Source organism: Magnetovibrio blakemorei (assembly GCF_001746755.1).
GTDB lineage: Bacteria > Pseudomonadota > Alphaproteobacteria > Rhodospirillales > Magnetovibrionaceae > Magnetovibrio > Magnetovibrio blakemorei.
Map to the genome: position 1 here is coordinate 17,645 of NZ_MCGG01000022.1, position 13,663 is coordinate 31,307.

At 54.2% G+C, this 13,663-nt stretch carries 10 protein-coding genes; 5 read left to right on the forward strand and 5 right to left on the reverse strand.

Annotation, left to right across the window (positions count from 1 at the left end; translation table 11 throughout):
• Window positions 1-78 precede the first annotated feature (78 nt).
• From BEN30_RS07995 to BEN30_RS08020, 5 genes are all read left to right on the forward strand, one after another.
• Entirely contained in the window at window positions 79-390 is a 312-nt protein-coding gene (locus tag BEN30_RS07995) for a DUF3144 domain-containing protein (protein ID WP_170826997.1), read from the forward strand.
• Window positions 391-709: 319 nt separating this feature from the next.
• A complete protein-coding gene (locus tag BEN30_RS08005) occupies window positions 710-2,851 on the forward strand; it encodes a methyl-accepting chemotaxis protein (protein ID WP_069957826.1) in 2,142 nt (713 codons plus the stop codon).
• A 682-nt stretch (window positions 2,852-3,533) separates the two neighbouring features.
• Window positions 3,534-4,484, forward strand: coding sequence for an efflux RND transporter periplasmic adaptor subunit (locus tag BEN30_RS08010; RefSeq protein WP_170826998.1), 951 nt, complete (start codon window positions 3,534-3,536; stop codon window positions 4,482-4,484).
• Between the two features lie 15 nt (window positions 4,485-4,499).
• Window positions 4,500-7,622: an efflux RND transporter permease subunit gene (locus tag BEN30_RS08015; RefSeq protein ID WP_069957828.1), complete on the forward strand. Its 3,123-nt coding sequence runs from the start codon at window positions 4,500-4,502 to the stop codon at window positions 7,620-7,622.
• The gene (locus tag BEN30_RS08020) at window positions 7,619-9,055 is read left to right on the forward strand and encodes an efflux transporter outer membrane subunit (protein WP_084005245.1); all 1,437 of its coding nucleotides are present in this window, start codon (window positions 7,619-7,621) and stop codon (window positions 9,053-9,055) included. Before BEN30_RS08015 ends, BEN30_RS08020 begins: the two co-directional genes overlap by 4 nt.
• Window positions 9,056-9,092: 37 nt before the next feature.
• Here BEN30_RS08020 and BEN30_RS08025 read toward each other — a convergent pair whose 3' ends face one another.
• The 5 genes from BEN30_RS08025 to BEN30_RS08045 form a co-directional block, all read right to left on the reverse strand.
• The gene (locus BEN30_RS08025) at window positions 9,093-9,803 is read right to left on the reverse strand and encodes a cupin domain-containing protein (protein WP_069957850.1); all 711 of its coding nucleotides are present in this window, start codon (window positions 9,801-9,803) and stop codon (window positions 9,093-9,095) included.
• Between the two features lie 34 nt (window positions 9,804-9,837).
• A complete protein-coding gene (gene mobB / locus BEN30_RS08030; RefSeq protein ID WP_069957829.1) occupies window positions 9,838-10,356 on the reverse strand; it encodes a molybdopterin-guanine dinucleotide biosynthesis protein B in 519 nt (172 codons plus the stop codon).
• 34 nt (window positions 10,357-10,390) lie between these two features.
• Complete coding sequence (gene fghA, locus BEN30_RS08035; protein WP_069957830.1) at window positions 10,391-11,245, reverse strand: S-formylglutathione hydrolase; 855 nt, start codon at window positions 11,243-11,245, stop codon at window positions 10,391-10,393.
• A 129-nt stretch (window positions 11,246-11,374) separates the two neighbouring features.
• Window positions 11,375-12,481 carry an S-(hydroxymethyl)glutathione dehydrogenase/class III alcohol dehydrogenase gene (locus BEN30_RS08040; RefSeq protein ID WP_069957831.1) on the reverse strand — a complete coding sequence of 369 codons (1,107 nt, stop codon included), beginning with the start codon at window positions 12,479-12,481 and terminating at the stop codon, window positions 11,375-11,377.
• Between the two features lie 257 nt (window positions 12,482-12,738).
• Window positions 12,739-13,656, reverse strand: a complete 918-nt coding sequence (locus BEN30_RS08045) for a LysR family transcriptional regulator (RefSeq protein WP_170826999.1) — start codon at window positions 13,654-13,656, stop codon at window positions 12,739-12,741.
• Between the last annotated feature and the right edge of the window lie 7 nt (window positions 13,657-13,663).

A 13,663-nucleotide genomic window follows, 5' to 3' on the forward strand; every position in this document is an offset into this window, starting at 1 on the left:
TTTCACATGATCAATCCTAACTATAATTCGACTTGATGGTGGTTGTCTCTCAACATGCCGATTATACAAGGGACCAAGATGAACTCCGAGAACCCGGAAACACAGAGCGATTCAGTCGGCGTGCAGATTGCCAACCAGATCATCGACCTTGCCAACACACGCCTTGAAGCCGGTGACAGTGCAGAAGAAGTCGCCTCAGGATTGCGCCACGCGGCGGCAAATTTCTCGGCTTTTGCCTTTTTCCGTTCGGAAAAGCTCCCCAAAGACCCCAACGATACGGTGGATGCCTTTGTTTCGTTCTTTGAGCATTACCTGGGGATCCACAAGCCCAAGACAGCTCCGGGACATGGGTTGTCGCAACTGATCGAACAGGCAAAAAAGGAACTCTAAACGACGTTGTACGTCACCAATCCATAGCACCAAGATTTAGCAGCCCCCCAATTGCCGGGTTTAACATGGTGACGTGGCTGAGGGTACGAGGCTGAAAAGTCGTCGTCAGTTCGGGCGTTTATTTTTAAATACGGAAGCACATCATGGGCTTAGATTCTAGAGTTTATTATAGGTGCCTTGCAGATAATATCATACTATTATCAACTCTTCTGCGGCAACGTATTGCATGGGACGGGGGGCCTACCAACGCGTTGAATACAATGCTCTGTTTCGCTAAGGGCGAAGCACAGTTCAAGATGTTCATTTTGGAGCGTGTACTATGAATTTTAAAATTTCCATCAAACTGCCGATTGTGATTGTTAGTCTAGCCCTAATCGCCCTAGGCATTACCGCTTATTTTGCCGTGAACAGTGCGGAAAATGCGCTTGAGACCGCACAATCGAGTAAGTTGGAGGCGGTGCAAGAATCGCGCATTTCCAATTTGAACAATTACCTGGGATCAATCCAAGAGGACGTTTTGCTCTTGGCGCAAAACCACACGGTTATTGACGCCATCAAGGACTTGGAAGATTCGTTTGCAGAATTCGGCCCGACCAAAATGCAAATTGCTCAGGGCTTGTATATTGAAAACAATGCCAACGCTGCGGGCGAAAAGCACAAATTAGATTACGCCCCTGACGGCTCCACCTACAGCCAAATGCACAAAAAATACCATCCGTGGTTTCGTCAAGTTATGGAAACACGCGGGTATTATGACATCTTTTTGGTCAATGAAGACGGTGATGTGGTCTACAGCGTCTATAAAGAAGCCGACTATGCCACTAACCTGTTGACCGGTAAGTGGAAAGCTTCTGACCTAGCCAAAGTGTTCCGCATGGCGCGAGACAACCAGCGTAAGGACTATGTGGCATTCACCGACTTCGCACCTTATGCACCGTCGGCCGACGTTCCGGCCAGCTTCATCGGTGTGCCGGTGTTTGAATACGATGGCAAATTTCACGGTGCTTTGATCTATCAAATGCCCGTCGGGCGTATCAACAATATCATGCAGAACAAGGCAGGGCTTGGCAAAACGGGTGAATCTTTCCTGGTTGGTCAAGACAAACTGATGCGTTCTGAATCAACCTTTACCAAAACAGAAGACATCCTCAAGACCAAGGTCGACAGCGAAGCGGTTACCAAGTCCTTTGCTAATGAAGATGGCGCCATGGCCGCTCAGGATTATCGTGGCGTCGAAGTGTTGACGGCTTATGGTCCGTTAACGTTCAACGGCGTCACATGGGCTGTGATCGCCAAGATGGACATGGAAGAGGTGGACATTCCTGTCGTTGAAATGCGCAACGGCATTCTGATTGAAGCGGTGATTCTCGCTTTGATCATTACAGCTATCGGCGTGTTCTTTGCCCGTTCCATCACCAATCCGATCGCCAACATGACCGCCGTTATGGGCGTATTGGCCAATGGTGATTTGACGGCGATTGTGCCGTCCACGGAACGCCATGATGAAATCGGCGAAATGGCGGCAGCAGTCGAAGTGTTTAAAGCCAATGGCATCCGCAATAAGGAAATGGAAGCCGAGGCCGAAGCACAAAAAATTCAAACCGAAAAGGAAAAACGTCAGGTCATGCTCAAGATGGCTGACGATTTTGAAGCTTCGGTTGGCGGCGTGGTCAACGCTGTGTCCAGTGCATCTACCGAAATGCAGTCCTCAGCACAGACTTTGTCTGCAACAGCGGAACAAACCAGCCGTCAATCAGCAGCGGTTGCTGCGGCTTCAGAAGAAGCCTCCACGAACGTACAGACTGTGGCATCAGCATCGGAAGAACTGTCCAGTTCGATCTCAGAAATCTCGCGTCAAGTGGCTCAATCCACCCAGATCGCGAGTGCCGCAGTGGCCGAAGTTGAAGGGGCTAACGAAAAGGTCCAAGGCTTGGCAGAGGCTGCCAAGAAAATCGGCGAAGTGGTTGCTTTGATCACCGACATCGCCGATCAGACCAACCTGCTGGCCCTGAATGCCACCATCGAAGCGGCGCGCGCAGGTGAAGCCGGCAAAGGCTTCGCGGTTGTGGCATCGGAAGTTAAAAACCTGGCAAACGCCACGGCTAAGGCAACTGAGGAAATTTCGGCTCAGATCGGCGGCATCCAGGGTGCCACCCAAGACGCCGTGACAACGATTGGTTCCATCGGCGGTACCATTGCGAAGATGAATGAAATTGCTTCCGCCATCGCAGCAGCGGTCGAAGAACAGGGTGCAGCGACCCAGGAAATCGCCCGCAATGTCGAACAGGCGGCGGCGGGCACCAATGAAGTGTCGACAAACATCGATGGCGTCAATCAAGCGGCTGCCGATACCGGCCATTCCGCAGGCGAACTGTTGACGGCTGCGACGGAACTCAGCCAGCAATCCGAAATGCTACGCGGTGAGGTCGACAAGTTCTTGGCTAATATCCGTAAAAACTAGTTTTATGGCTGCTATCTAAGGTTTTCATGAATATCATAACCCTCGTTTGTTGAGATCGTTTTCTCAGCAAGCGGGGGAAACTGCTCACGATATTCAAGAATTTGACAGAAGCTTGAAAATGCAAGCGCTGGGTCGGGAATCAAACGAATCAGCCGTAAGCTCAAAAATGGCCTGAGAAAACGCCTCCAGGGGATTTCGAGCCATCTACCACATACGGGGGGGCACCCCAGATAAGGGCCGTAACGACGCCCTTGGAGGCGGTTTCATACGCCCCGATATCAATCAAATTTTCATGCTCCCCAGAAGCAAGGCGTATGTAAACATGGTTTGTTTTCAATACCTTGTAACGCCGTGAGCGAACAAATTCAATCTTACCGCTTGCCGGTCATTTAAGTTTGCGGCCTAGACGGTTACATACATCCAGTCCTCACGTAATCGGTCTACATTAGCAAATCATTGCTTTTATCTATTTCAACAATGATTATTCAGGAACCATTCAGTTGCTTTAAGGTCATACTCAACGCTATCCACTTTCATAATGGGGGCATCCGTGTCTTTTCGACGTCATACAGCAACTCTTATCGTTATGACGGCTCTTGTGGGGGCAGGGGGTTGGCTGTGGTCGAGTTATGGACCTAACGATACAGAAAGCGAGAGCACAAACGCAACAAAGACGAAGGCCGTGCCCGTCATCGTCGAAACCGTGAATCCCCTTCCGGCTTCGACCACAGTCGAGGCGATCGGTACCGGGTCGGCGCTGCGCTCCATTGACGTATTTTCAGCCGTCACAGGCCGGGTCACCGAAGTGGCTTTTGTCGCGGGGCAAATGGTTGCCCAGGACGATGTTTTGCTCCGCCTCGACAATCAGGCTGAGACTTTGGCCGTGCAACTGGCTGAGGTTGAGGTTCGGCGCGCCCGTCAACTCTTGGACAGATACAAAAAAGCCGCACCCACGGGCGGGATTCCCGCCAGTGAAGTGGACGCGGCGCGAACAGATCTTGATCGCGTACAGATCCAACTTGATCAGGCGCGTGTTGCCGCCGCTGATCGGGTGATCCGCGCACCCTTTCCCGGTACCGTTGGCATGCCTCTGGTTGATCCCGGTGACCGGGTTTCAAGTGCGACACTGATCACCACCCTAGACGACCGTTCGGAAATCCTGGTGAGCTTTAACGTACCGGAAATTCACGCGGGACGCATTGCCCCCAGCATGCCCATCACATTGACCGCTTGGAGTCTGCCCGGTCAAGACTTCACCGGTGCAATTGAATCCGCCGGTAGCCGTCTTGACCCAGAGAGCCGTAGCCTTGCCGTTCGGGCGCGAGTCCGTAATGACGATGATTTGCTGCGCCCTGGCATGTCGTTCGGCGTGCGCTTCAAGGTGCCGGGTCACCCCTATCCTGCCGTCAATGAAGTGGCGGTGATGTGGGGCAAGGGAGGCGCTTATGTTTGGCGCATCAACGCCGACAATACCGCTGAAAAAATTGACGTAACCATCATTCGCCGTGATGGCCCGCGGGTGTTGATTGATGGCCCCGTCGCCAAAGGCGATCGCATTGTGATCGAAGGGGTGCAGAGTCTGCGCCCTGGAGCACTTGTTAAAATTGTCCCGTCAAAACGCGTGAGCGGTTAAGGGGGGCGCTTTTTTATGCCGCATTTATCGGACCTGCCGTCCTTATCGGTTCGCCGCCCCGTGCTTATCATTGTCATCAATTTGTTGATTTTGATTGCGGGGTTGGGGGCGTTGACCGGCATGGAAGTTCGCGAATTGCCCAACGTGGATAAACCGCTTGTGACCGTGCGGATGAATTGGGACGGGGCGTCTCCGGAAACCATGGACGCCGAGGTTACCTCTGTCATCGAAGGGGCCGTCGCGCGTGTGGCCGGGGTGCAATCCATTGATAGTGCCAGCGAAGAAAACAATGCCCGCGTCCGCATCACCTTCTACCCCAATGTGAACCTGGAAACCGCCGCCAACGATATCCGTGAAGCGGTGGCCGCAGCTGAGCGCAATCTCCCCGACGGCGTTGATAACATCACCGTCATCAAGGCCGATGACAATGCCACGCCGATCATGCGCTTGGCGGCATACAGCGACACGCTTAACCAAGAAAACCTGACCCGCCTGATCGAAGACGATATATCCAGCCGCATTGCCGCCGTGCCCGGCGTCGCAGCGGTGCAGCAATCCGGCAATCGCGCCCAGGTCATGCGGGTGATCGTTGACCCTTTGCGTCTGACCGCATACGGTCTCAGCATTGACGATTTGTCGACAACGCTGAAACGCGCCCGTCTTGACATTCCCGCAGGCAGTTTTAAATCCGCCGACCAGTTGCTGTTGGTCCGCGCCAATGCCTCCATCACCACGCCGGACGGTATCGAGGCTTTGGAAATCTCCGACAACATTCGGGTCGGCGACGTGGCGACAGCCATTTATGGACCGCAAGCAGCTGAAACCTATACCCGGCTTGATGGTCGCTCCGTCGTCGGCATGGACATCTTGCGCCAAGCCAAATCCAACACCATCGCCATCGCCGATCGCGTTGATGCCTTGATCCAACGCATCAACGACACCCGCACCGACGTCCACATCGTCAAAACGTCCGACGACGCGTTGTTCATTCGCGGTGCGGTGCGCGAGGTGATCTATAGCCTTGGTTTGGCGATCGTGATCGTGATCGGCGTAATCTATGCCTTTATCGGTGGCTTGCGAGCAACCTTGATTCCGGCGGTGACGATTCCGGTGTCGCTGATTGGCACCTTGGTGGCCATCTGGATGTTGGGCTTTTCCATCAACATGTTGACCTTGTTGGCCCTGGTTCTGGGCACCGGCATGATTGTCGATGATGCCATTGTGGTGCTGGAAAACATTCAACGGCTCCGCGCCCAAGGAATCAAGCCTTTGGCGGCCGCCGTGATGGGAACGCGTCAAGTGTACTTTGCGGTGCTTGCCAGCACCGCGACCTTGATTTCGGTCTTCCTGCCGATTGCGTTTTTACCCGGCACCGCGGGTCGCCTGTTTACCGAATTTAGTTTTGTCCTCGCCATTGCCGTGTCGATTTCCTCGTTTGTGGCCCTCAGCCTCTGTTCCATGCTGTCCTCTCGTTTGCCCGCAGATGCCGGCCATAAGACCGGAGCATTACGCGAACCTTTGGCGGCATTTGGCGAACGCATGATCCAGGTTTATCGCAAATCCCTCGACATCGCGTTGGGGGCACGGTTCAAGGTTTTGCTCGGAGCCTTGCTGATTGCAGGCCTTGCGGGAGGACTTTATTTTGCCATTCAACAAGAATTGATCCCCGAGGAAGACCGCGGACTGTTGCTTACGCGCTTGCGCGGACCTGATGGCGTCGGCCCAGATTATATGGACCGCCAAGCCGCCCAAGCTGAAGAAATCATGAGACCGCTTCGCGAAGCCGGGGAAATCACAGCGATTTACAGCATGGTTGGCCGCTATGATCCAAACTTGGCGATTATCGTTGCCCCCTTGGCCCCGTGGTCCGAACGGTCCCGCGGGCAAAGCGAAATCATAACTGAAATAAACAAAAAATTACGTGATATCCCCGGTGTCAGCACCCGCGTGTATTCTACCAACAGCCTTGGCATTCGCGGCGGCGGTGAAGGTCTTTCATTCGCCGTAACGGGCACCAACTACGAAGCCATTGCGGCGGCAACCGACACCTTAATCAGCGCGATTGAACAAGACATGCCCGGCCTGCGCGACCTGAACATGTCTTACAAACCGACCCAACCCCAGCTCTCAATCAGCATTGACCGCCGTCGTGCCGAAGATTTGGGGGCTCCGGTCGCCGGCATTACCGACACGCTGCGCGCCATGGTCAGTGGCTTTGAGGTTGCCCAACTCAACATCGATGACCGCCAAGTGCCGATCATTTTAGAATCAGCCACGGGTGCCATCAATGATCCGGGCGATCTCTATAACCTGTTCGTTTCGGCGGGGGATAACCGCCTCGTGCCGTTGGCATCCTTCATCACCATGGAAGAAAAAGGGATCGCCGCCCAACTTGACCGAACCGCACAAAAGCGTGCAATCACGATAAGTGCATCGCTTGAGCCCGGCTATACAATTGACCGCGCCATCACCGACCTAACCACCCTGGCGGCAAAAGTTTTGCCACCAGGCAATGAGATCGTGCTGCAAGGAGAAGCCGCAACCCTGACGGAAACAAGCCGAGAGGTCGCCCTGACATTCGTCATTGCGATTGTCGTGGTGTTGCTGGTTCTTGCCGCTCAATTTGAAAGTTTCATGAGTGCTGTGGTGGTGGTTTTGACCGTGCCCTTTGGCTTGGCCGCGGCTATTTTTGCACTGTCCGTTACGGGAACGTCGATCAACATTTACTCACAAATCGGCTTGGTAATGTTGGTAGGCCTGATGGCTAAAAACGGCATCTTGGTGGTTGAGTTTGCTGATCAGTTGCGCGACCAAGGACATGATGTCCTTGAGGCCGTAAGAACGTCGGCCATGATTCGGTTGCGCCCGGTGATGATGACCATGCTGTCCACCGTGATGGGCGGTTTGCCCTTGATTTTAGGGTCTGGCCCGGGGGCAGAAGCCCGCGCTGCGATCGGTTGGGTGATCTTCGGCGGCTTAGGCATTGCGACCGTCTTCACGTTGTTCTTGGTGCCCGTCATCTACAGCCTTTTGGCTCCTTATTCCAAACCCCGCGCCCAAACAGGTGATAAGCTGCGCAATGAATTGGACCATAGTCTTGGGCCAGACAAAGACATTGAAGAAGAGGCCTCCCGATGAGGATCGTTGTGCCTCGCATCGTTCCCATGGCCGCCGTATTTCTGGTGTCGGGGTGCCTCACGACCGTTGGACCGGACTACACCCCGCCAAAAATGGATGCCGGGCAAGATTTTATCGCCCCTCAGCCGCTCGCCGACGCGACGCGGGCGCAAGACATCTGGTGGACAGCCTTTGAGGACCCGATCCTCGTCCGCCTGATCGAAACGGGGCTGACGAATAACTTAGATATTCAACTGGCCGATAGCTTGGTTCGAGAATCTGAGGCCACGCTGGTGTCCACAGGTGCCGCGCGGAGCCCGACCCTTGATGGCTCAGCGACCACCACCACCACCAGCGACCGAAAACTCGGCGCTTCAGCATCAAATGCCGACAGAAACATGTCGCCCAACACCGATACGCTTGTCGGTGGCGTGTTTTCTTGGGCCGCAGATTTGTTCGGTGGCGCTAAGCGCGCTGAAGAGGCTGCGCGTGCCGATGCCGAGCGACAGGCCTGGTTGCGTCGTGATACCATGTTGGCCGTTGTCTCTGACATTGCCCGCACATATGTGGCTTTGCGCGGAGCTGAGCAGCGTTTGGTCTTAACCCAGGAATCTCTTGATCTGCAACGGCGCACGGTTGAGATCGTCACCAGCCGTGTCAATGCCGGTCTGGCCCCAGGTATGGATCTGTCCAGGGCCGAGGCTTCCGTACAAGCCTTGGAAGCTGACCTAAGCCCGATCGAGACCGAAATCCGCCAGGCCCGCGACACCCTATCGACATTGGTAGGACGCCGCCCAGGGGGTATTGATAATATTGCCCCCGTAGACGGACCATCCGCCGTTCCCACGATCTTTGCCACCCCCGTCTTGGGCCAACCGGCTGACATGTTGCGCAGACGTCCCGATCTGCGCGCCGCCGAACGCGACCTGCAAAGCGCCACGGCGGGTATCGGCGTTGCTGAATCCGCACTTTATCCCAGCCTGACAATTCCGGCCAAATTTCAGGTCACGATAAAGGGTTTTGGCACTTCAGAGATTGTCCGCACATTGCTTGCCAGTCTTGGCGCAACGCTCGATATTCCAATTTTTGATGGCGGTGCCGCTCGCGCCGATTTAACCATCGCCGAAGAACAAGCCCGCCAAGCGCTCATCACCTACCGCTCGACCTTGCTCACGGCCCTGTCAGAAGTTGAATCTGCGCTCCATGCCCATGATGGTGCACAGCGGCGTCTAACAGCCCTGAACCGTGCCGTGGCTGCAGATGCCCGCGCTTACGAACAAGCCAGCACACTCTATGCACAAGGTTTGACGAGTTTTCTGAATATTCTCGATGCACAACGGACAATGACCACAACCCGCCTGCGCCAAGTCATCACACGTACCGATCTGGCGACCACGTCCATCGACCTGTTTCAGGCTGTAGGGTTTGCCCCAATGGACACTGTTGCCAAATAAGTCTGTCCTTAAAATTTGGAGCACACACACTGTCGGCTTATCCGATCGCTTTAGAGCTCAGGCCAGCGTAAGCACTGTCGTCACGTACTTCGACGTCTTCAAGATGCCCAACTTTCACGTAAATCAAACAACCTTGATCTGAAAACGGCGTATGTGGACTTGGCTCTGGGTTTCTTGACCATGTCCCGGCGGGATAGTCTCCAAATTCATCCTGAAACATGCCTTCAAGGACGTAAATTTCTTCCCCTCCAAGATGACCGTGGCGTTGAAACTTTGTGCCCGGTTGCCACCGGACCAGAGCCACGCTTTCTTGCTTATAGCGATGCAGCGGCAAGACGCTCAATCCCTCGACAAGACCGGGAGAGAACGGCGTATTCTGGGTGTCGATCCGCACCGTTGTGTTATCTCCCTTTTGAAACTGCCACAACTTGACCAAAATTAACGCGCCATCAGTGGTGAAAGGCGCATGGCTTGAGCCGACAGGATTTCGCACATACGTCCCCGGTCCAAAATCTCCGTCTTGATCTGAAAACGTTCCTTCCAAGACCAGAAACTCTTCTCCACCGTCGTGGGTGTGTTCGGGAAACGAAGCCCCCGGAGCAAATCTCACCAGCGACGTTGCCCGCGCGACTTCATCGCCAATACGATCCAACATCAAGCGGTCCACACCCAAAGTTGGAGATGCAATCCAATCTGCATCACCGGGACGAACGACAACCCGCTTGGTGAAATCGGCATTGATCAACATGGTCATCTCCTTGCGGCAATATTTTCCGGGCATGTTATGCTGCAGTCTTCTTGGGTTTAGACAATCCCGTATGGTTTAAAATGAAATCTGCAATACCGGGAATGTCATTCAAGTCTAGGCTGGGGCGTGCACTGTCTGAGATGGCTTCATCACTGGCCACGGCAACGATGGTGGAATTTCCGGGGGCGAGGAATGTCTTTCCATGACGGGGGCGATAGACTTCCAGTTTGTCATGCCCTTCCCGTTTAAAGCCCTCGACCAGGACCAAATCAACCGGCTTCATGTGTTCCAGCAATTCAGTCAAAGTTGGTTCCGGTTCGCCGCGCAATTCACGCACCAGCGCCCATCGTCCTGCAGACGACACCAGAACCTCATCTGCTCCGGCCTGACGGTGGCGATATGAATCCTTGCCCGGTTTATCAATGTCGAAATTGTGGTGGGTGTGCTTCATCGTCGAAATACGCAGGCCCCGCTGCTTCAATTCGGGAATCAGATGGATGAGCAATTCCGTCTTGCCGCTGCCGCTCATGCCGACGATACCAAACACGCGCATTATCCCTCCCCTTGCATTCAAAAGGGTTGTTGGGTCATGAACAGCCCAGAGCCTCGGCATGATGGGCGATGTGATCTTCCATGAAGGTGTTCATGAAGTAGTAGCTGTGGTCATAGCCCTCCTGAAAACGCAGGGTCAGCGGGAAACCCGTTTCTGCGGCGACTTTTTCCAAAAGATGCGGCTTCAATTGCTCGTTCAAAAACTCATCAGCCAACCCTTGATCCACCAAAACCGGCTTATACTGGCTCTTGTCCATGGCGCGGATCAATTCCACGGCGTCGTGCTGTTTCCAGACGCTGTGATCGGAACCAATGTAACCGGAAAAGGCTTTTGCGCCCCAAGGACAAAAAGTCGGAGAACAGATCGGCGCGAAGGCCGAAATGCTTTTGTAGATTTCAGGATACTTAAAGCCCAGCGTCAGGGCGCCATGCCCCCCCATGGAATGACCAAAAATGCCTTGGCGGTCCATGTCCGCATTCAAGCTGTCCTTGATGACGGCTTGCAGGTCTTGGGTGACGTAGGATTCCATACAGTAGTTTTTTGCCCACGCTCCGCGTGTGGCGTTGATGTAAAACCCTGCACCCGTGCCAAAATCCCAATCGTCGTCTTCGCCCTCGATCCCTGCGCCTCGTGGGCTGGTGTCCGGGGCCACAAGAATAAGGCCGTGTTTTGCCGCATACTGTTGTGCGCCGCCTTTGATCAAGAAGGTTTCCTCATTGCACGTCAACCCGGCCAAATAGGTCAACACGGGCAGCTTTTCGCCGCGATCGGCTTGCGGCGGAAAATACACGCCAAATTTCATTTCACCGTTCACCGCATCCGACCCATGGCTGTAATAGGCCATTCGTCCACTATGGCAACGATGTTCCTTGATTAAGGTTATGCTCATTGAATCACTCACTAATCATCCCAAGAAAACGTCCAGAAGGTATATGGGGGTATAACCTTCCGGACGCTTGGGATAGAGGCCACCGGCCCCCTGGGAAAACCTGAAATTGAAAACCGAAAATTGAGAACCTTAAAATTCGACGACGGTGCGGATGGATTCCCCGCGATGCATCAAATCGAACCCCTTGTTGATGTCTTCAAGAGGCATCTTGTGGGTGATCAGGCTATCGATATCGATTTTGCCGTTCATGTACCAATCGACGATCTTCGGCACATCGGTACGACCGCGCGCCCCGCCGAAGGCTGAACCTTTCCACACCCGGCCCGTGACCAATTGGAACGGGCGGGTGCAAATCTCTTGACCCGCGCCTGCGACACCGATAATCACGCTTTCGCCCCAACCCTTATGACAGCATTCCAGCGACTGGCGCATGGTCGTCGTGTTGCCGATGCATTCGAAACTGTAATCAACACCGCCATCGGTAATGTCGGCGATGGCTTCAACCACGTTGCTGACTTCTTTGGGATTCACGAAGTGGGTCATGCCGAACTGCGTCGCCAGGGGAATCTTACTCGGGTTGATATCAACACCAATGATGATATCCGCTCCGACCATCCGCGCGCCCTGAATGACGTTGAGGCCGATTCCGCCCAAACCGAACACGGCGACGGTTGAGCCCGGCGTCACTTTGGCGGTGTTGATCACCGCGCCGACACCCGTGGTCACACCGCAACCGATGTAACAGACTTTATCAAACGGGGCGTCCTTGCGGATTTTCGCCACCGAGATTTCCGGCATCACCGAATAATTGGCAAAGGTCGAGGTTCCCATGTAGTGGTAGATTGGTTCGCCGTCTATGGAGAAACGGCTGGTGCCGTCGGGCATCACACCGCGGCCCTGGGTGGCGCGGATCGCCTGACACAGGTTGGTTTTACCCGACAGGCAATACTTGCATTGGCGGCACTCAGGGGTGTAGAGTGGAATGACATGGTCGCCTTTTTGTACGGAAGTCACGCCGGGGCCGATATCGACCACAACGCCCGCACCTTCATGTCCCAAAATGGCGGGAAAAATACCTTCGGGGTCATCGCCCGAAAGGGTGAAAGCATCCGTATGGCAAATGCCGGTCGCCTTCATTTCGACCAACACTTCGCCGGCCTTGGGCCCTTCCAGTTGAACCGTTTCGATGCTCAACGGCTGGCCTGCTTTAAACGCGACCGCGGCTTTAACGTCCATGTTCTTCTCCCTGATGCAGTTCGACGTTTCGTCCTCAGACATACGCACATCTGCTTTTGTGATCTCTGTTGCAAAATACCTGTGTCGAACCGGTCTCTGTGGATCGGATCAACGGGACAACATTCTGCGGAACTCAGTTACCTATATCTATCCCGGCAATGAAAATGATTTGTTTTGATCCGTTGATAGTTTTTTTTAATGAATCAAAACATATGGAAAATAGTCTCAGATTTCAATCCCTTCAGGATCTATTCTGTCTACACGCGGGTACAGTCTTCAAAGAACATCGAATCAATATCGAGTTCTTCCGCGGCCTTGAAAAAGCTTTCCGTCACAACCGAGGGATGCTCGATTTCAGCCATCTGCAAACCGATCACGTGAGAAATTTCCGGCTCTACAATTTTGATCATGCGGGTGCCGGGTGGCTCCGAGCAAAATGCGAAGCATTCCCTGGGCACGACTCCGGACCATCCGCCCGAACGGACGTGCGCGGCCAAGTTCATCAGCGAATTGGTCTCGATTTGCGGGCGCACTTCATGGCCCAATTCGCCATAAATTTTGTCGATGATGCGCCGATTTTGCATGGTTTTGTTGAGCAGCACCAACGGCGTGTTTATGGTTTCCGTCCACGTCACGCTGTCGCGTCCGGTGAAGGGGCCGTGGATGGGGGTCAGCAGGGCCAGGTTTTCCGTATAGAGCGGCAGTTCCTTAATTTTGGCCATGCGCGTCTCGTCCAGATAGGAAATTCCCAAATCCAGAGCAAAGCTCTCCAGATCACTCAAGATGCCCTGGGCACTTCGGCTTGTGACCTCAATGAACACACCGGGGTGGTTTTTGCCGAACCGCGACGTCACCCACGCCGCAATGGGCAAAACCGAAGGCACCACACCGATGCGCAACGTGCCCGCCAGACCGTCGCGCATAAGGTTGAGCTCTTCTTTGAGTTTTTCGCTTTCGGACAAGACGCGATTGGCGTGTTCAAGCACCCGCAAGCCTTCTTGGGTAAACCCGGAAAAGCGATGCCCGCGGTGCACAATGGGGATGCCCAGCTCTTCTTCAAGCTGGCGAATGGCGCTGGACAGTGTTGGCTGTGAAACATTGCATTTCTGAGCAGCCCGGCCGAAATGCTTCTCTTCGGCCAGCGCCGAAAGGTATACCAAGCGTCGAACGATCACTTTTTGT